17 protein-coding genes are annotated in these 20,414 nt (G+C 38.1%); 8 read left to right on the top strand and 9 right to left on the bottom strand.

What is annotated here, in order from left to right; genetic code table 11:
- Window positions 1-102: 102 nt before the first annotated feature.
- Window positions 103-1,032 (bottom strand): iron-hydroxamate ABC transporter substrate-binding protein, encoded by a 930-nt coding sequence (locus tag ACQ5H4_RS23015; protein WP_430777177.1) that lies wholly within the window; start codon window positions 1,030-1,032, stop codon window positions 103-105.
- Between the two features lie 221 nt (window positions 1,033-1,253).
- Here ACQ5H4_RS23015 and ACQ5H4_RS23020 point away from each other — a divergent pair, with 221 nt between their 5' ends.
- From ACQ5H4_RS23020 to ACQ5H4_RS23030, 3 genes are all read left to right on the top strand, one after another.
- Window positions 1,254-3,335 carry a 7TM diverse intracellular signaling domain-containing protein gene (locus ACQ5H4_RS23020; protein WP_430777178.1) on the top strand — a complete coding sequence of 694 codons (2,082 nt, stop codon included), beginning with the start codon at window positions 1,254-1,256 and terminating at the stop codon, window positions 3,333-3,335.
- Window positions 3,332-4,021: a response regulator transcription factor gene (locus ACQ5H4_RS23025; RefSeq protein ID WP_430777179.1), complete on the top strand. Its 690-nt coding sequence runs from the start codon at window positions 3,332-3,334 to the stop codon at window positions 4,019-4,021. The genes ACQ5H4_RS23020 and ACQ5H4_RS23025 overlap by 4 nt, the downstream gene beginning before the upstream one ends.
- A 108-nt stretch (window positions 4,022-4,129) precedes the next feature.
- On the top strand, window positions 4,130-4,297 hold the full coding sequence (locus tag ACQ5H4_RS23030; protein ID WP_430777180.1) for an anti-repressor SinI family protein: 168 nt from the start codon (window positions 4,130-4,132) through the stop codon (window positions 4,295-4,297).
- Between the two features lie 193 nt (window positions 4,298-4,490).
- On the opposite strand, the gene ACQ5H4_RS23035 is transcribed toward ACQ5H4_RS23030, so the two are convergent.
- Genes ACQ5H4_RS23035 through ACQ5H4_RS23045 form a run of 3 tightly spaced genes read right to left on the bottom strand, consistent with a single transcriptional unit; the run spans window position 4,491 to window position 8,308 of the window.
- Window positions 4,491-5,444 carry an NAD-dependent epimerase/dehydratase family protein gene (locus ACQ5H4_RS23035; protein ID WP_430777181.1) on the bottom strand — a complete coding sequence of 318 codons (954 nt, stop codon included), beginning with the start codon at window positions 5,442-5,444 and terminating at the stop codon, window positions 4,491-4,493.
- A 21-nt stretch (window positions 5,445-5,465) separates the two neighbouring features.
- Complete coding sequence (locus ACQ5H4_RS23040) at window positions 5,466-6,620, bottom strand: glycosyltransferase family 4 protein (RefSeq protein ID WP_430777182.1); 1,155 nt, start codon at window positions 6,618-6,620, stop codon at window positions 5,466-5,468.
- A 41-nt stretch (window positions 6,621-6,661) separates the two neighbouring features.
- The gene (locus ACQ5H4_RS23045; RefSeq protein WP_430777184.1) at window positions 6,662-8,308 is read right to left on the bottom strand and encodes a CotS family spore coat protein; all 1,647 of its coding nucleotides are present in this window, start codon (window positions 8,306-8,308) and stop codon (window positions 6,662-6,664) included.
- 368 nt (window positions 8,309-8,676) lie between these two features.
- Between ACQ5H4_RS23045 and ACQ5H4_RS23050 the strand changes: the two genes are divergently transcribed.
- The 5 genes from ACQ5H4_RS23050 (at window position 8,677) to ACQ5H4_RS23070 (ending at window position 13,398) form a co-directional block, all read left to right on the top strand.
- Window positions 8,677-9,627, top strand: a complete 951-nt coding sequence (locus ACQ5H4_RS23050) for a ribose-phosphate diphosphokinase (protein WP_391558714.1) — start codon at window positions 8,677-8,679, stop codon at window positions 9,625-9,627.
- A gap of 834 nt (window positions 9,628-10,461) precedes the next feature.
- Window positions 10,462-11,175, top strand: coding sequence for a hypothetical protein (locus ACQ5H4_RS23055; protein WP_430777185.1), 714 nt, complete (start codon window positions 10,462-10,464; stop codon window positions 11,173-11,175).
- A 2-nt stretch (window positions 11,176-11,177) separates the two neighbouring features.
- A complete protein-coding gene (locus tag ACQ5H4_RS23060) occupies window positions 11,178-11,927 on the top strand; it encodes a hypothetical protein (protein WP_430777186.1) in 750 nt (249 codons plus the stop codon).
- Between the two features lie 48 nt (window positions 11,928-11,975).
- Window positions 11,976-12,683, top strand: coding sequence for a M48 family metallopeptidase (locus ACQ5H4_RS23065; protein WP_430777187.1), 708 nt, complete (start codon window positions 11,976-11,978; stop codon window positions 12,681-12,683).
- 148 nt (window positions 12,684-12,831) lie between these two features.
- Window positions 12,832-13,398: a hypothetical protein gene (locus tag ACQ5H4_RS23070; RefSeq protein ID WP_430777189.1), complete on the top strand. Its 567-nt coding sequence runs from the start codon at window positions 12,832-12,834 to the stop codon at window positions 13,396-13,398.
- Window positions 13,399-13,442: 44 nt separating this feature from the next.
- Here ACQ5H4_RS23070 and ACQ5H4_RS23075 read toward each other — a convergent pair whose 3' ends face one another.
- The 5 genes from ACQ5H4_RS23075 to ACQ5H4_RS23095 form a co-directional block, all read right to left on the bottom strand.
- Window positions 13,443-15,029 (bottom strand): bifunctional metallophosphatase/5'-nucleotidase, encoded by a 1,587-nt coding sequence (locus ACQ5H4_RS23075; RefSeq protein WP_430777190.1) that lies wholly within the window; start codon window positions 15,027-15,029, stop codon window positions 13,443-13,445.
- A 76-nt stretch (window positions 15,030-15,105) separates the two neighbouring features.
- The gene (gene gnd / locus ACQ5H4_RS23080; protein WP_430777191.1) at window positions 15,106-16,509 is read right to left on the bottom strand and encodes a decarboxylating NADP(+)-dependent phosphogluconate dehydrogenase; all 1,404 of its coding nucleotides are present in this window, start codon (window positions 16,507-16,509) and stop codon (window positions 15,106-15,108) included.
- A gap of 16 nt (window positions 16,510-16,525) precedes the next feature.
- Window positions 16,526-17,872: a GntP family permease gene (locus ACQ5H4_RS23085; RefSeq protein ID WP_430777192.1), complete on the bottom strand. Its 1,347-nt coding sequence runs from the start codon at window positions 17,870-17,872 to the stop codon at window positions 16,526-16,528.
- Window positions 17,873-17,893: 21 nt separating this feature from the next.
- Window positions 17,894-19,432 (bottom strand): gluconokinase, encoded by a 1,539-nt coding sequence (gene gntK, locus ACQ5H4_RS23090; RefSeq protein ID WP_430777193.1) that lies wholly within the window; start codon window positions 19,430-19,432, stop codon window positions 17,894-17,896.
- Window positions 19,425-20,147 carry a GntR family transcriptional regulator gene (locus ACQ5H4_RS23095; protein WP_430777194.1) on the bottom strand — a complete coding sequence of 241 codons (723 nt, stop codon included), beginning with the start codon at window positions 20,145-20,147 and terminating at the stop codon, window positions 19,425-19,427. Before ACQ5H4_RS23095 ends, gntK begins: the two co-directional genes overlap by 8 nt.
- Between the last annotated feature and the right edge of the window lie 267 nt (window positions 20,148-20,414).

Below are 20,414 nucleotides of genomic sequence, written 5' to 3' on the forward strand. Positions count from 1 at the left end.
ATAAGTCAACATCGAATCGCCTCTGGCTCTTCGTGTTTCCTTTATCTCAGTTGGAGCGCTCCAGGCCATACGGCGCTGACCAGGGCGCTTGCGCTTTTCTTATTAATTACCTAAAAAAGATGTTTTAATAAACTCTAACTGCTTTTCAAGTGTAACCGGGTCACTAAAGGACGCACCTTCACCAGGCATCTCAAACACTTGGTTGTTTTTTACCGCTGGAATATTTTTGTAGGTTTCTGTTTCTTGGAAAGAAGTGTCTGCATCTGAGTACTTACTTAGAATCACATAATCGCCTGCGTATTCAGGAATCACTTCAGTAGATAAGGCATAGTATCCAGACTCAAGAGCCACTTCTTTTACCTTTTCAGGCATTTTTAGTTTCATACCTTGGTATATGATTTCTGTGCCACGTGCCCAGTTTTCACCAAATACATAAAGGTCTTTGCCATAGCTTTCCATGACAGATACGGTTGCGTCTTCACCAATCTTAGCACGAATTTCTTCACCTGCAGCCTCTACACGCTTGGTAAAGTCATCAACCCAGCTTTGAGCTTCTTTTTCTTTATTTAATAGTTTCCCAATTTCGATATGCTGCGTTAAATAATCAACTTTCCCCCAAGTGTAGGTTACAGTTGGAGCAATTTCTTTTAATTTATCGAGGTTTTTGATATTAGATAGTCCAATAATTAGATCGGGCTCTAATTCAATGATTTTTTCTAAATTTTCATCTGAAACTTCTTCCACATCTTTTAGTTCTTCTGCGAAGGTTGGATTATTTTTCGACCATACATCAACACCAACAACATTCACTCCTAAATCTAATACATTTCCAGTAAAACCAGAAAGAAGGATCACTCTTTGTGGATCAGCAGGTACTTCAACCGGGCCTGTTTCAGACTCGTATGTAATCGTTGTAGGTGTTTCTTCTTCTTTCGGTGTTTCTGAACTGTTATCAGTTTCTTCTGCTTGGTTGCCACAAGCACTGATAACAAGAACAAGCAATAGCAAAAATGGAACTAATAGTTTTTTCATGAGGGGTTCTCCTTTAATAATATATTTCGTTACTGGAATTTTATTGATAATGATTATCAATATCGTTTATGTTTTTAATATAAATCTAGTTATGTAGAATGTCAATGAAAATTTCAATAAAAAAAGTAGAGAATAGGAAATAGGTATTACTTCTTACGTTGGAGGAAATTGGAACATTTGTATAGAATTATTGGTTAGACATGCCTAACGGAGGTTCCACGATGAAAAAAATATTGTTGATGCTTTCCTTACTAATGATCATCATATGCGGTGGAATCATAAATGAAGCCCAAGCTTCCGTAATCATCAACCAAGAAAAAGTGGGGGAATATAAGATCTATGAAAATATGGAAATACTTGAGGATGAAGAGGGAAAGTTTACGATCGACGATGTGTCCTCATCCACTTTTTCCAACCAGTTTACAGAAAATAAAGAAGGCATTCCTAGTTATGGTTATAAGTCATCTGTCTATTGGATGCGCTTCGAAATAGACAATCAACTTAGCACAGATGAATATATTTTAGAATTTCCTTATGCCCCTCACGACTCCATTACATTATATGAACAAACGGGAAGGAATAAGTATACAGCCTATTATGGTGGTGATTTACTTCCGTTTTCCGAGAGAGATCGAAAGCATCGGCATGTGACATTCGAATTAACCCTACCTGAAAAGGAAACAAGAACGTATTATGTCAAAATAAAAAGTGAAGGATCCTTACAGCTATCCGCTGTACTATGGAATGAAGAAGCTTTTTCGGAAAAAAGCATAATAGAGTATCTGCTATTCGGGATTTATTATGGATCAACGCTTGTAATGGTTGTTTATAACATCTTTTTGTATTCCTCCTTACGCTTACGAAGTTATTTATGGTATGTCCTGTTAATCTTTGCATTTAGTATGACGCAATTAACACTGAATGGATTTGCTTATCAATTTTTATGGCCGGACTTCCCATGGTGGAATAATCGCTCGATTGTATTTTCCATTGCTTTCTCTAACTTGGCCGGAGCTCTATTTGTGAATAAATTTCTTGATGTTCAGCAGTATGCAAAGTTTTGGAGCAGAATTCTTCATATGCTTACCGCATTCAATATAGCAATACTCGTTGTGCTATTGATGTCCTATTCTATTGCTTTACATCTTGTTACCTTTTCTACTATTCTCTTTATTCCTGTTGTATTAACTACGACAATACTTTGTTGGAAGCGAGGGAATAAGGCGGCTCGTTACTTGTTTTTTGCCTGGATTATTTTTTTACTAACTAGCTTGGTCTCATCCTTGTCAGACGCAGGAACATTGCCAATGAATACTTTTACACGATATGCCTCCTTAATAGGATCACTGATCGAGATGATTCTCTTTTCGTTGGCACTAGCTGATCGAGTAAAAATCATTCAAATGGAAAAAGAAAACGCAGAACGAGCCACGCTTTTATTAAATGAAGAGCTCGAAGAAAGGGTACAAAAAAGAACGGAAGAACTGCAAATCAGTACAGAAAAGCTGGTAAGTATGGAGAGGTCACGTCGCCATCTATTATCGAATATCTCCCATGATTTAGGTACGCCTTTGACGTCCATTCAGGGGTACGTCAAGGCGATGCTAGATGGGGTGATTGAACCTTGTGACCAAACATATTTGAAAATTATCCATGAAAAAACCATCTATATTGACCGATTAATACAAGATCTACATGACCTTTCTAGACTAGAAGAAAGGGAGGCGAGTTTTTCTTGGAACAAAGTATCTGTTCAGCAGTTTATTCAATTTTTATATCAATTTAAAGCAGATGTTACTAATAAGAACATTGAATTTCAGTTTGATCACCAGCTTTCGGTAGAACAAAATGAATGGGTCCTCTTAATGGATTTGAACCGAATGAGGCAGGTGATGGAGAATTTAATTTCGAATGCGGTTAAGTATACAAAAGAGAATGGAATCATTAAGATTGATGTCATTGAATATGAGGAGTTTTATAAAAGACAGGGACATCAAGAGGAAATCGCATCGGCCTTGGAAAAGATTGGGGACAGTCACCGTAATCAGAGCTTAGTCATTGGTGTTCATGACAATGGAATAGGAATTGATGCCGAATCACTTTCATATATATTTGACCGTTTCTATCGAGCGGATGCTGAACAATATGATACGTATCGGAATGCTGGACTGGGGCTAGCTATTGCGAAGGAGATTATTGATAATCATAAAGGGATTATTTGGGCTGAAAGCTTGGAATCACAGGGAAGTTCTTTCTATTTCACATTGCCTATCTATACTGGGGAACTGGGGGAGAATAAATGAGAACAGTTGTTATTGCTGAAGATGAAGTAGATATACAGAATTTATTGAAGCTCTATCTTGAACAGGAGTATCGGGTGATCTCATTTGCCAATGGAGAAGAGGCACTAACTGGTATCATAGATGTTATGCCAGATCTTGTGATTCTAGATATTCTCCTTCCTGGAATGAATGGATTTAAGGTTTGTGAGAGATTACGAGAGAAACAGATCAACATCCCAGTGATTTTTCTAAGTGCCAAAAGAGAACAAAGTGAAAAAATCCGCGGGCTCGAGATCGGTGCCGATGATTATATAACAAAGCCATTTGATCCAGGAGAATTAATGGCAAGGGTAAAAGCACATTTGCGTCGCAGCATCCAGCAGAACGCGTCTGAGGAAGAGAACACACAAATGATTACATGGGGAGAGTTACATATTGATATAGAACAATATGTGGTAGCCGTTGGAGGGAAACCCATCCATTTATCAACAAAGGAGATACAGTTGTTAATTTTACTCGCTTCCAATCCAAGAAGAGTATTTAGTACCGAGCAGTTATATGACTTAATTTGGGGCGAAGACCAATTTGGTGATTTAAAAACAGTGTCCGTTCATATCAGTACCTTGCGAAAAAAGATTGAGCAAAATCCGTCTAAACCAGAGTATATTATTACAGTAAGGGGATTTGGATATAAATTTCTTTCGTAAAAGTTTAATTTTCTCCTTTTATTATAATTTTCCAATTTCTTAACTTTAATTTAACCTTCACCATTTATGATTAAAGCTATGAGACTGTAATGATATAGGAGGAAAGCCATGAAAGAGATTCAGAATCTTGACGGGGAATGGATTCAACTAATCAAACAGGCTAAAGATATGGGAATGTCCATAGAGGAAGTACGTACATTCTTACAGTTTATTATGGACGGGAAAAATGTAACCGAGATCGTGGAGACGTTAAGTCTAAAAGTTTCTATTACATAAATCTTCATTTCCCTCATTCGCACCACTAGTCACCCTCATTGATATGACATCTTTTCCAAATGATTGATATCCTAGTAGTTTAATGTCCCATTTATGTAGTTTTTCCATAAGATGACTTTATTAAAAAAGGAGACTGATATGATCAATATATCAGGCTCCTTATTTTGTTATTAAATAGATAATCTGCAGCCTATTATGTCTTCTTATACAAATCCTTTACATCCTCAATTTCCTTCAATAGGCCTTCCTTTAAAGTAACCTGTGGGTCGTAATTTAATAATTTTTGTGCTTTCGAAATATCAGCCCAAGTATGACGTGGCTCTCCATAAGTGGATCCTGTATATCTACACTTAAGCTTTTGGCCAAGGGCGTCTTCTAGGATGGATAAGCAAGTTAAAAGGGAGGCCCTTTCTTTTCCGCCGATATTGATCGTTTCTCCTACAATGTCGTCAGAGATAGCTGCAGAGGCAATTGCGTTAACACAGTCGCTAATAAAAGTGAAATCCCTTGTTTGCTGTCCATCACCATATATTTCTATGGTTTCGTTAGAAAGTGTTCGTTTAATAAATTTATGAAAGGCCATGTCTGGTCTCTGCCTTGGACCATAGACGGTAAATAATCGTAAGATCGTGATGGGGAGCCCATCGTTTTGATAAAATACTCGACACAAATGTTCACCAGACAGTTTCGTAACCCCATATGGAGATAATGGTGTTGGTTCAGATGTTTCGGATACTTTGCCATCCTTTTGACCGTAGACGGAAGAGGTCGAGGTATAAATGAATTTTTTTATCGGAAACTTAAGACATGCTTCTAATAACGTTTGAGTTGCAATAATATTATTGGATACATACAATGTGAAGTCCTGACCCCAGCTAGATCGTACACCGGGAACACCTGCTAGATGGTAGATGATATCTACTCCTTCGAGTAAAGTGTCCCAATTCGCATGTTGTAAATCTTCTTCAACAAATGTAAACCTTGTAGAGTGAAGTAGGTTTTGAAGGTTTCGTTCACGAATCCATCTTGAAGTACCCACTGGCAAAAACACATCAATACCTATCACTTCATTTTGTGGATTTTGTAGCAAGCGCTCACAGAGATGAGACCCGATAAAACCTGCAGCCCCTGTGACAAGAATTTTCATAATGCACACTTCCTTTGGCTGCTAATTTCCGGAAGGATTTCTCTCCCAGACTGAAAGGATATTATTGGCTACATGATTCCAAGTGAAATTTTCTTCAACGAGTTTTCGACCGCGAAGCCCCATTTCCCTGGTAGACTCTAAATTTGCTAGCATGTTATTTAGGTGGTTTGCATATTCAATAGGATCTTCTGGGTCTTGGACAAGATAGCCATTATCGTTCAGGATGATTTCTGGATTCCCACCTCTAGCGGTAGTGATAAATGGAAGCCCTGCCGCCATGGCTTCATAATGAACTCGAGCTAGTGGTTCTTCCCAGATGGATGTACAAACAAAAACATCTGCGGCACAAAACCAATTGTGAACCTCATCTGCTTGAACATATCCAGTAGTGATAACCGGAATAGGTGATCTTTCTGCCAGTGCACGCGTATAGGAGATGTAATCACTAATCCTATCGTCACTATACCAGGCTGCCCCTACGATAACGAGTACAGCATCTTTTGATTTAATATGTGACATGGCCTTAACAAGAACATGTGGACCTTTGTTTCTTGAGAGACGACCAACAAATAAGATAATTTTTTTGGAGCCTAAGTCGTATTTGGAACGAATGGCTTTTCTTGCCTGTAGAGCAGATTCTGATTTTGTCCAAGGAGCAAACTTAGATAAGTCTACACCGGAATAGATCGGGAAGATTTTGGGCGCTGCTTCTGGAAAATAAGATACAATGGTTTGACCAATATATTTACTAATGGTTATGATTGTCTCTAATTTTTCTACAGCCGCTGCTCCTTCAGCCCGGCTAATCTTCTCTGGCTTAAACATATCATTGTGCATGCTTAGTATGATTCGAGAGTTCGGAGCGAGTTCGCTTACTGGAAGGACTAGCTTTGGACGATTAAAAATGTGTATGATATCATATTGCTCTTCTGTTTCTGACAAATATTTCACAATACCTTGCTTGTAGACATCTAGTAACCTTTGAGAGTCAATACGGACGTAACGAATACCATTAACAACCTCTTCGTCTGGTAGATCCGGGTCTGTTCTACTGATGATGGTAATTTGATGTTGCTCGCTTAATAAGTGGGAAACACCGCATATATACGTTTGGATAGCGCCACCTCTAATATTAGGGACAGGTAGCATTTCTGTACAAATTAGCAACACATTCATGTGCGTTCTCCCTTCTTCTTATTTTTCGTAGAAAGTAAACTTTATTTTTTCTTTTTGGCCTTACGTTCGTACTCTAGTTTTTTTCTTTGGACTTTTGCTACAATACTTTCAAATTCAGCATTGGACTTTTGTCTCTTAACTAGTTTAGACGAAGAGGGACGTTCGGTATTTTTTTGAACTTTGGACGGTTTCTCTTCATTCATTTTCTTAAGCAATTTTGGAAGATCATCTTCTAGAATAGATTTTAGTAGGAGATCAAGGTCGACCATATGATCTTTATTGCTACTTCTTTTAGACTTGAGGGACGGTTCCGTTTTGATTCTTTGGATTCTTGAACGCAAACTTTCTTGAGCTTGAAGGGATTTCATTCTTTCAGATTCCTTAGACTTAGACTCTTTAGACTCTTTAGACTTAGATTCCTTAGGCTCTTCGATAGTGGACGTAACGTTTTGTTGTGATTTCGTTGGATCGGACTTTTGGAATTCATTATTATTTTTGACTAGTAATTCGGTATTGCCTAATACGACAGCACTTGGAGTTACATCATAGATGACTTCTTCCTCTGTATAATCACCTGGAAGGTACTTCTCTTTGTCTTTGGCTAATTCGGATAGAACCTCCCATTTATTGGATTCTGTTAGAGTGATTCTGTCTAAGATGGCATCAAGTTCAGTGTTCATAAAAGTAACTGGTTCGAAAACGACTTCTTTTACATGCTTATAAAACTCATTTGGAAACGCCATATCAATCCATAGTAATTCAAAGGTTTCTTGATCGATTGGATTTGCTTGGTGGTAGGCGTCTATTACACCTCGTATCCATTCGAGATCCCAGGTTCCCATATCATCCATTGTACTTGTAATAATTTTTCGCAAGTCACGAATAGGTAAATCATAAGAAACTCCATCCAAGTCGATGACCCAGATTCCACCAGGTCCTTGTTGTCCATTAGACCATCCATAGTCTTGGTGAGCTAAGCCCCAATGTGCTTCACCTTTTGCAATCATTTTTCGATATGCGGATTGCTTAAATTTTTCATACATTTCAAAGGCTTGCTTTTCAAATTTGTCTACAACAGAAAGTAAGTGTGGACTCGCGATCGTTTCAGGGTAAGCATGGGCAATATCTCGGAACCAACCTATTTTTTGAATCATTTTCTCGTAATATTGATTCCATCGATATAGTCGAGAGGACTTCTTTGAGCCTGTTGGTGGAATATATCCTTTTGTATGACGATGGAATTCTCCTAGACCATTGCAAAGTGCAGAGGCTGCCTCTAAATCAATTTTCATTAGTTGTTCAAGCGGAGTTACCCAATCGGTGACAATCCATAACTTGCCTCCTGCTTGTACGTAGAGGTGATTTTCCTTTGTGGGAATAAGGGAGGCAACTCGTGCTCCCTGCTGAACAACATAAAGTTGCGCACCAATACTAAATAAACTCCTTGTTGGCTGGCGGTGAAGAACCTTGATACTACGTGGTCCGTGGTTGGTCTCTATTTTCCATATAGCTCCGCCTTTATCGGGCTTTGAGGTGATAAGAGTCATTTCAGAGACGGTCATATCATAATTTGATATGACTTCATAGGCCATTTTTTCAAGCTCTGGTGGGACATATTGTTCTAGGTCTGCCTCGCTAGTGGCTGAATCGACTAGATGATCCCACGGTTCAATCATATATTCATGCACATTTTTTTCCTCCAATCTCAAGACAAAAAACTAGCTTGCTTATTTATATGTCAAAGAGAAGGACATGGAATGGGGCATTCGTGGAGCTTTAGCGTAAGAACCAGGAAAATTTGGTCTTTTATCAGTGTTATGCATATTGAATGAATGGGTGATCAAATGAAGGGAAATCTATACGATATAATTGATACGAACTAAGGAAGCATAATGAAGATTCTCAAAACTCACCTAAATAGGTTATAATTAAGACAGGTTGTGACAAAAATCAACAATTTTCACTGTATAAGCAGGAAAAACAGACAGGTAAAGAGAATGTATGAAGAATCATAAATGAATCGAAAAAGAATGAATAAGAGTATGGGGGATATAAGGTGCCTTATCAATTAAGTAATAATTTTAGGTTGTTTTCATTGAATTCAAACCGTAAGCTCGTTGAAGAGATGGCGGAGATTTTAGGTTGTAAAATGGGAAATTGTTCTGTTTCACAGTTTAGCGATGGAGAAATTCAAATTCATATTGAAGAGAGTGTCCGCGGCTGTGAGGTATTTGTGGTTCAATCCACTTCGTACCCTGTAAATGATAATATTTTAGAGCTTTTAATTATGATCGATGCGTTGAAAAGAGCATCCGCAGGTGTTATTAATGTTGTAATTCCTTACTATGCTTATGGTAGACAAGATCGCAAGGCACGTTCTCGTGAGCCAATCACAGCTAAACTAGTAGCCAATCTACTAGAATCTGCTGGAGCAAATCGAGTTCTTACAATGGACCTTCATACTCCTCAGCTACAAGGTTTCTTTGATATCCCTGTGGAGCATTTAATCGGTGTGCCCGTTCTTGCGCAATATTTTATGGAAAAAGGGCTAGAAGATATGGTCATAGTGGCTCCACACAATGGGAGTATCGGAAGAACTAGAAAATTGGCCAATACTCTAAATGCTCCAATCGCTCTTATCGATAAAAGAAAACCAGAAGAAGGCGGACATGAAACGTACGATGTGATTGGGAATGTAGAAGGCAAAAACGCCATCATTATTGATGACCTCATTGATACAGGAACAACGATCACATTTGCAGCAAAAGCATTAGCCGAACACGGTGCAAAAGCTATCTATGCTGGCTGTACACACGCAGTATTTACAGGGAACTCAATTGAAAAAATTGAACAGTCACCAATTAAAGAACTGGTTGTGACTAACACGATTGAACAACCTGAAGAGAAACAGCTTGAGAAAATCACTTGCTTATCTGTTGCCCCATTGCTAGTAGAAGCGATAGACCGCATTCATAGTGAAAAAGCGGTAAGTCCATTATTTGAATAACATAGAAACTCTATCCGACTAGAGTAGCGGGTTCGGTTTTCGAGTACAAAAAAATGCAGTCCAATTCGCAACTGAATTGGACTGTATTTTTTTGAATATATAGGATTTCCATAACTGTAATGGTCTGTTGTTAATCATTATTGACTTTTTCGAGGAGATATAGGAATTCATAGGCGGAGAAATTCCGGTTAATGTGTTTAGTAGGTGCTCAAGAAGCAGATATAAGCGGATGTATTCCGATTAACTTCTCTATATATACCTAAATCTAAAGATTCGGTTCCTATAAGCGGAAAAACTCCGCTTATATTGCGGGAAATGTTGGTATTTCCCAAAATAAACGGAATTTCTCCGTTTATCTTTTTCAAGTTTTTCTAATTTTGTACTTCAAAGCCTAACTACTTACGACTAGTGGGTACGCATTATTGATATGCTTGAATCATCTTAACAATCGCTACACATAGACCTAAAGCACTGGCCTTTATTTTCGCAGGATGTTGACGCTTGCAAGCATAAAGGTAAATCAATACCATAACGAATCCTATCGGAAACCATAAGGTGAAATCTCCCCCATCCTCAGTTGAAGTTGAAAAAAGGGGACCCATATTCGTACTAACTAAAAAATATATAAACACAGTAAAACTTCGATTTTCAAGTTCTTTACTCCATCTATAAAGTAAATATAATATGCCAATAAATAATAAAGGTATTAGGATATTATAAATAAGCAGAAGAATCCATCCTTTCACCAATGAATACATATATTGTAGCACCTCATATGGTAAAATTGGAAAATAATAGTGTTTGTTTTGTGACGTAAAAACGGGGGGTGGATCAATGACTGTAGACTTTACTTTTAACATAATTACCATCATCTTAGATCTTATAGCTTGGGTGAGTATAGGGATAATCTCCTTTCATATCTATCAAAAAAAAGCTATTAAACTAAAAGCTTGGAAAGTTATCGTCGTTTTATACATAGGGCTTTTTTCATTTAATATAAATTGGCCCATGTTTGATACGGTGGTAAAGCTTCCTATATTACCTCTGGGTGTGTGGATATTGTATTTCATTCTAAAGAGGAAAGAAGGAAGATGGGAGACATACCGATCGCATGCTTGGTTAGGTTTTGGGGCGAATGTTATTTTCATAGCAACGACGTTACTTGCTGTACCGTTAGAGCATGTATTTTATCCTGAAAAGGTAGCAACTACCTATCTGTCAAATATCGAGAATGCTTATTCGATTCCAGTTCACCCTTCTGCTACTGAGAAAAAGATAAATAAAGTAACCTTAAAGGATCAACTCCCTAATATGACGGTTGAAATGGTATATAGTCAAGATTGGTATGAAGAGACCTATATGGAAATGGAATCTAATGAACGAAATGAACGATTCCCATATCAGCTTACAGGGGTGGCATCAAAGTGGGGCAGTGGGAAAAGCCCAGTTATATATATTGAAAGTGATGGAAAAGGATTATTAATTAAAACAATGGAAAAGGAATTGTATTTTAGATCAGCCGATTCGTTTCTTGAGGAGGTCAATTGATCGTGAAAAAGAAGAATATATGGCTACTCATAGCTTTCGGTGCAGTATCACTGACAACTTTTTTAGTGTATTGGTTCTTTTTTTGGCCGCCTAAACCATTTCTCTCTAATGAGCAAATCGTTCAAGAGATTAATAGGACCTATGAAGAAGCAGGAGCAAAGGTCATCCAAGATATCTTATTTGTTGACACACATCATGTGGTTGTCCCATATATTTCAGTTAATGAGGATTATGGACTAAGCTACTGGGGCTGGAGGAATCATCAATGGCAAGTCTTAACGATCGATACAAAAGGTGAACCAAAAGTATGGAAGGTAAACGGAAAGGACCTTACTTCATTCGCTATTGTTTGGAATGCGCATCCGGACGATCATCTGCAAGCGATTCAGTTTTACTTGCTTAGGAATAGAAACTATGGAATGACCAATGGGGTGGAACATTATTCTCCAAGAATTCAAATGGAAAAGGAAATCTCATTAAGAGAAAAGTCTTACGGAATATTACAACTACCAAAGGATTGGGCTCTCGTTTTAAGGTCAGTTTTAATAGAAGATAGAGTAGGGCAATCTAGCTTATTCTTCAATGACTTATTTCCTTCGCAAAATGCCTATTATGGGTGGATCCCTCATGACCAATCGGGAAAAGAAGTATTTCCAGAACGAACAGTGAATGGCAATACGTATGTTGTAGATGATATTTACCAGGAGCATGTGATGATACTGAATAAAGTAGATATAGAAATTCCGGAATAATCATCATAAAATGAAGGGGATAGCATTTGAGAAGATAAAGGTGATGACATGATACACAACTATGAAGGTGAAACCATCAGTTACAATATAAACTACAAAAAACGTAAGTCTATTGGAATTACCATAGATGTTTATGGAAATATTGAGGTACAGGCTCCTAAAGGAACACCCAATGCTTATGTGCTTTTATTTATTGAAGAAAAATGGGAATGGATTCAAGAAAAGTCTAAGGAAATGAAGGCGAGAGCGCTTGGACCACAGGAAAAGGTGTATGACCATGGCGAAAGTTTTCTTTATTTAGGAAACACCTACCCCATCCAAATCTTTCACGACGCGAGTCTTACTCAGAATCAGGTGAAGTTTGAAGATAATAAACTGTTTATCTATGTAAAAGAGTTAGAGGAAGAAAAAATCAGACAGGCACTGAAGCGTTTCTACTATCAGCAATGTAAGATCTTAGTAGAGAAGAGTATCAAGTCATATCAAAGCAACTTTAAAATAAAGCCAAAGGGGGTTCGTATTAATGACAGCAATCGTACATGGGGAACTTGTGATTCCAATCACCAGTTAACTTTTAACTGGAAGCTTGCGATGGCTCCCCAAAAGGTCATTGATTATGTAGTTGTGCACGAAATGTGCCATATGATGCATTTAAATCATGACCGTTCTTTTTGGAGACTTGTTGGGAAAATTATGCCGGATTATAAGGAACAAGAAAATTGGCTAGCGTTTTCTAGTTGGAAAATGACAGTGTAGTAAGGTGAGAGTCTTCATTTATGGAGACTCTTTTTTTTGTGAAAAAAATTACAAGATTTTGACAACATAATGGTTTTAGAATCGTAGTATAGGTGAATATGTTCTTATTAGTATATAGAAGTTCCATATCGGAATGGGGGACGCGCAAATGAACCATAAAGAAATAAGTAATATGAGGTTAAAGCAGTTACTTGTCACCAACATTCTTATAATTATAAGTGTAATATTATTTTTCACTGTGGTTAAGATCGCCTCCATATCAGGCTCTCAATTTCCCTTCGTTGTTGGTATCCTTTTAGCATTTCAGGGGATTGTTGGGCTTGTAAGAGGGGACACAACAAAGTCACTAATCCCAATTTTCGAGAAGGTAGCCGTTTATGAAAAGGGGAAAATGGGCAGTGAATGGTACAAAGAAAGGAAAACAAATTTCATTTGGAATATCATTCTGGGTGGTTTTATGTTTATGCAATCCTACTGGAACCGTAGTATGCCAGAGCAACCCCTTCAATGGGAGATCGCCTTTTTAATTACACTTCTATTTATCGTTCTGTTAGTTATAAATATTGCTTCTATCATTCGTTTTCGAAAAATTGACAGTTCCATAAGTAGTAATGAATTTAAAGGTTATACCCGAAAATCAAACGTAATAGCAGTTGTAATAGGTATTGTTTTCGCTATTATCCTGGGTGTAATCACGGCCTCTTTTGTTCTTTAAGAAGATGTTAAGAGGCAAAGAAGGAAACCTTGCCTCTTATTTCTTTACGTTTGGATTACCTTCCAATTATTATTGACGGTAGCTTTTATTGTGCCATTCTTGGAAAAATAATTAGCAAGCAGTTCAGTCATGTCGGTTTGAATTTCCCTGATGACTTTCTTTCCTTTATACATGGAATAGTTTCCTCCACCGGTGGCTCGATAATTATTCATGACCACGTGATACATCTGCTTCAGGTCCAAAGCTTCACCATTCTTCATTAGAGAAACAACCCGTTCACCTGCTGGTTTTCCAACATCAATTGTGTATTGAATGCCTTCCCACATATCATAATTATAATGCTGTGGCTTTGGGTCGATGAATTGGGGATTCACGGCTACTTCTCCCTGATCGTTTAGAATAAAATAAGTGGCGCTTTTTTCTAATCCGTCCTTAATATCCTGACCTGATAGCTCTAAGACCATCAACGTATTTGGATAGATATAATTTGAAACAATATCTCTCATCGTTACGTTTGTTGGAAGGCCAATGGCATGATTGCTGAACAGAGCGGTGTTGGATATCTCAACATGGCTTGCTTCCATTTGTACACGGTTGATAAACTCTATAAAAGGATGTTCCTTTATGCGAGCAAGAAAGGGATCTTTTATGATCATACCTCCTTGAATATGTCCGATGGGTTGATCGAGCCATGCTTGCGTTTTCTCTTCGTAAGGTAGAATCAAGCGTACTATTTCTTCATCCTCTTTCCATTCTTTAACCGGAACAAGAGAGGCTTTTTTAGAAAGGCACTTCCATTTATGATCTGAATCCATGGTAAACTCTATATCAACCTGCCCCATAAAAGCTCCAAAGTTTCCAGGTTGAACGATGGTTACACCGTTTAGCTCATCGGCCAATAAGCGGTGCTGATGTCCCGTTAATAACACATCAATGCCTTCTACTTCTTGGCATAGTTGATAGGCTTGGTTTTCTCCTGTGATTGCTTCGGTTGGTTCACCTGTTTGAAGGTTTCTTTCGAAGCCACCATGATAGGAAACAATGAAAAGGTCTGGTTGTTCGTTTTCCTTGATGCGAGGGATCCACTTTTTAGCGCTTGCCACAGCATCCTCAAATTCTAATCCTTCTATATGCTCTGCTTTTTCCCAGTTTGGGATATAAGGCGTGGTTAAACCTAAAATGGCCACCTTTATGCCTTCTGGGAGTATTTTTATGGTGTAGGGTTTTCCAAAATAAGGTTCTTTTGTTTGATTGTTAAGTATATTGGCAGATAAAATGGGAAATTGAGTTTCAGAGACACTTTGTTTTAAAGTAGACAGGCCATAGTTGAACTCGTGATTTCCAATGATAGCTGCATCATAATGTAGTTGGTTAAAAGTTAGAATCACGGGATTAGGTAAATGACTTTGCTTTTTTACATAATGATAGGTTAATGGTGTGCCTTGAATACTATCACCATTATCAATGAGAAGGAGGTTTTTTTCCGTTCTACGGAGGTGTCGTATATAGGTAGCGATTTTGGCTAAACCAATGGATTCGTATGTATTGGTTCCATATAAAATAGGGAAGATCTGTCCGTGGGTATCGCTAGTTTCTACTATTGTTAGTTTTGCGTATTTATGCTGGCTCATTTCATCTCACCTTTCCCTACATGGTGTCATTATACAAAAAAAGGTGCATGACCACAAAGGGTCAGCACCAATTATATTATTGCCATTCGGTATGAAAATTCCCATCCCGATCATTTCGCTCATACGTATGTGCTCCAAAATAATCACGTTGGGCTTGTAAAAGGTTCGCATGTGAACGAGCGGTTCGATAGCTATCGTAGTAGGTGAGGGAAGCACTTAAACAAGGGAAGGAGATCCCTGATTGAATTCCCTCACATACGATATTTCTTAATCCTTGTTGGTATTTCTTTACTTTTTCAGCAAAGAAAGGAGCAACAAGCAAGTTAGAAAGCTGTGGATTCTCTTTATAAGCTTGACTAATGACATTAAGGAACTGCGCTCGAATGATACAGCCACCACGGAAAATGAGCGCAATATCTTCTAATGGAAGATTCCAATCATAAAGCTCTGAAGTCGCTTTATATTGGTTGAAGCCTTGAGCATATGCACAAATCTTCCCCATATATAACGCTTGTCGGACGTATTCAATATATTTATCTTTGTTTCGTTTCAAATGTAGAGTGGATGGTCCTTCTAGCATTTCTTCAGCGGCCACTCGTTCTTCCTTTAAAGAAGAGACATAACGAGCAAACAGTGATTCGGTAATGATGGATGTAGCAATTCCATTGTCAATCGCTTGAATACTCGTCCATTTACCTGTTCCTTTTTGACCGACCTTATCTAGAATCACATCAATAAGTGGGAGTCCAGTTAAATCGTCTCTTTTTCTTAAAATCTCAGTGGTGATTTCGATTAAGTAACTCTTCAATTCTCCTTGATTCCAAGTTTCAAAGATATCCGCAATTTCATCCAAAGATAAATGCAAGGTATCTCTTAAAAATGAATAAGCTTCGGTGATGAGTTGCATATCGGCATACTCAATTCCGTTATGAACCATTTTAACAAAATGACCAGAACCTTTTGGTCCAATATATACACAGCAAGGTGTCCCGTCTACCTGTGCAGCAATCTTTGTTAGAATAGGAGCGACCTTATCGTACACTTCTTGGTCTCCACCTGGCATGATGGAGGGGCCAGTTAAAGCCCCAACTTCTCCACCAGAAATTCCAATTCCTAGGTATCCAATCCCACTTGCTTTTAGGTCCTGATATCTGCGTACGGTATCTTCGTAGTGGGAGTTTCCACCATCCATAATAACGTCGCCTGTCTCAAGATAAGGAAGCAAGGCTTGAATCACAGAATCAATCGGAGCACCTGCTGTGACCATAAGAAAGATTTTTCTAGGTGTTTCTAACGATTGAACAAAATTCTCAATATCATAGAAAGGATGGATAGACTGACCATCTAGTTTTTGAACAAGCTGATCAGTTAAGTCCCTTGTGTAATTGTAGACGCTTACTTTTTCACCGTTATTAGCCATGTTTAAGGCAATATTACTTCCCATAACCCCTAAACCAATGACTCCAATGGTATTGTACATCTAACTTCGACTCCTTTTATACGAACAAGCTTAATAATAGAATAAATCCTAATCCAGCTACAGAAATAATCGTTTCTAGCAATGTCCATGTAGCAAATGTTTCTTTCATGCTTAAACCAAAATACTCTTTAAACATCCAGAAGCCCGCATCGTTTACGTGAGAAGCAATTAAGCTACCAGCTCCTGTTGCGAGTACTACAAGTGCAAGGTTTACATCCGTTTGACCTAACATCGGAATTACCAAACCAGCTGTTGTTAAGGCAGCCACAGTAGCAGATCCTAGAGAAATACGTAGAATTGCTGCAATGATCCAAGCAAGTAAGATTGGTGATAAAGAAGTTCCTTTGAACAACTCAGCTACATAGTCACCTACGCCACCGTTGATTAATACTTGCTTGAAGGCACCACCTCCACCAATGATTAATAGCATCATTCCAATATGAGAGATAGCTGTTGTACAAGATTCCATTACGTTTTTGATTGGAATTTTTCTTGCTAATCCCATCGTGTAAACGGCAAATAATAAGGAAATCAACATAGAAGTACCAGCATTACCGATAAAGCGAATCATAGCTAGGAAACTATTATCCTCAAAGCCCATTGTTTTTTGAAGCAAAGTAATAATCGTAGCGATGGACATTAAAATAACAGGAAGTAAAGCGGTAAACACACTAATACCAAATCCAGGTGTATCTTCAAGCTTAAATGATTTTTGTTCACCTAATGAAGCAATATTACCTGTTTTTGTAAATGAGGCAGGAACTAACTTCTTTGCAATCTTTGTAAATACAGGTCCAGCTAGGATAACGGTTGGAATGGCAATAATAAAACCATAAAGTAACACTTCACCAATGTTTGCACCATACTCACCAGCAATTACTGTTGGTCCTGGATGTGGAGGTAAGAACCCGTGTGTTACAGATAAAGCAGCTGTCATTGGTATACCAAGATACAAAATAGAAATCTTTAATTGTCTTGAAATCGCAAATACAATCGGAATTAATAAAACTAAACCTACTTCAAAGAATAAAGCGACACCGATAATGAATGAAGCGGCTACAACAGCCCATTGAATATTTTTCTCACCAAATTTGTTAACTAGGGTCATCGCAATTCGTTGCGCCCCCCCAGAGTCTGCAATCAATTTACCTAGCATGGCACCTAGTCCAAAGATCAATGCTAAGTGACCGAGCGTACCACCTAAACCTGCTTCAATGGTTGTAACGATTTCATCTAATGGCATACCAAGTGCTAAAGCCACCCCGAAAGAAACGATAATTAATGAAATAAATGTGTTTAATTTTAACCCCATGATCAAAATGAGTAAAGCGATGATTCCTACTCCGACGATAACTAATGGCATCGTAGTTTCCCCCTAAATAATTTATTTTTGTATTAAGCCTCTTTGATAATTGGCAATTTGTTTATATTCATTTTCTAGCACTCTTGATAAGTTAATGAAAATCGGCAAAAGCTGTCTATATTCTTTTACCGCCTCTTCATTTGGTGTGTGTTTGTAAGTGCTGCCAATCATTTCAGAAGCAATTTCAAATGACTCAATTTTTCCTGTTGCAAGTAAGCCTAAAATACATGCACCTAAACAAGAGCTTTCATAGCTTTCTGGAACAACTAATTCAGATTCGAAAATATCAGACATCATTTGACGCCATACATCAGATCTAGCAAATCCTCCTGTTGCTTGAATGCGAGTGACAGGACCCTCCATGCATTCTATTAGAGCTAGGAAAACCGTGTATAAATTGTAGATGACGCCCTCTAGAGCAGCGCGAATCATATGCTCCTTTTTATGTGAGAGCGTTAAGCCAAAGAATGAACCACGTACATCTGGATTCCAAAGTGGAGCCCGCTCACCAGCTAGGTAAGGATGGAAAAGCAAGCCGTCGGCACCTGGTCTTACGCGTTCCGCAATCTTCGTTAATACCTCGTACGGATCAATTCCAAGTCTTTTTGCTGTTTCTATTTCTGAGGAAGCAAATTCATCACGAATCCAACGAAGAATCATTCCACCATTATTTACTGGCCCACCAATAACCCAGTGATTTTCAGTTAGTGCGTAGCAGAAAATTCGTCCTTTTTCATCGGTTTGTGGCTTCTCAATAATGGTTCGAATCGCTCCACTTGTACCAATTGTGACAGCGATTTCACCTTTGCGAATGGCATTCACTCCAAGATTGGAAAGGACGCCATCACTTGCACCGATAACAAAAGGAGTTTTGGCATCAAGTCCCATTTGTGTAGCAAAATCTGGATGAAGGTCTGTGAACACTTGTGTGGTTGGGGCCAACTGTGACAATTGATCTCTCGTAACACCTGCAATCAATAATGCCTCCTCATCCCAATCTAAGGTTTGGAGATTCATCATGCCCATGGCAGATGCAAGGGAATAATCGACCACATACTGGTTAAATAACTTTTTGAAAACATATTCTTTTATCCCGATGTATTTCTTTGTTTTTGTAGCAATTTCTGGGCGGTCATTGGTGATCCAAGCCATTTTACTTAATGGTGACATCGGGTGAAGAGGTGTTCCGGTGCGTTTGTACACCTCATGACCATTCAGTTCCGTTTTAATCTTATGCGTCCAAGCTTCACTGCGATTGTCAGCCCAAGTGATACATGCTGTAAGTGGCTGATCGTCTGTATCGATAGCAATCACGCTATGCATCGCACTGCTGAAGGAAACAAAGGCTATATTTTTATGTGCGTTTTTCTTTGTGATGTTTGAAACGGCTTTCAAAACTGCTTGAAAAATTTCTTCCGGGTCTTGTTCAGCAGTTGAAATATTGGGTGTGTAAAGAGGGTAGCCAATATTCTCTGTTTGAATCACTTCGCCATTCTGAGTAAAAAGAACGGCTTTCGTACTGGTTGTTCCTATGTCTACACCTAACATATAGCTAGTCATTTTCCTTCTCTACTCCTTTAGAAAGCATTTGTTGTGACATCCAAAGATCATCTACTTTTCCTTGAACATCATCAAAATTTTGATGTAAAGATTGAACCATGAGGTTTCTTTCTTTTGTTTGAATGGCTTCAATATACAATTCGTGATTTTTAATAATTCGCTCAAAGTCTTCGTACTTTTCCTGGAAACGTGCTCTCATGGATAAAAGAATGAAGCTTTCCATGACAGGTCTTAGGTTATTCCAAATCATTAGCATATACGAATGATTGATGGAGCGAATAATCGTTTCATGAAATAGGAGATCCTGATAAGAGAACTCATCCGCATCTTGATACTTAATAGCGACTTTCATCATTTCAAGTATCTTACTAAGTTCCTTTACTAATTCAGTCACGTCCATTCTTACTAATCGTTCAAACACGAATGTTTCAATAAGTAGACGAACATCATATATTTCTTCAATTTCTTTTTCAGTTAACCCAATGACCACGGCACCCATTCGTTCTAGTCGGATGATGTTTTCTGATGCAAGTATTTTTAACGCTTCACGAACAGGTGAACGACTCACAGCAAAATCTGCAGCTAGTTTATTTTCAGAAATAATGGCACCGCTTTCAATTAAACCAGAAATAATTCGCATTCTAAGCTCACATGTCACACGATCGCCAGCAGAAGCCTTTGAGAGCCATTTTGATGGATATAAAAAATCAGTCATATCTACACCTTCCTGTTAATCAAGTATACTTGTATACAAGTATTATAACTCTAGGTTTTTAAAAATTGCAAGCGCTTTACAAAAGATTATTTTGGGAATTTTATTAAACTAGCAAGTTATCCCTTAAGTAAAAGTCTATTTAACAATAAAAAATGCTACCCAGATGAAGTGACCCCTAAAAGTTAGACACGGTTATTTCATTAGGCAGCGTGGGTAAAATGAGTTCGGTATTGTACCGGACTCATTTTTAATTTTGCCTTAATCCGT

It is taken from the genome of Bacillus coreaensis, assembly GCF_050586445.1.
Lineage (GTDB): Bacteria > Bacillota > Bacilli > Bacillales > Cytobacillaceae > Robertmurraya_A > Robertmurraya_A coreaensis.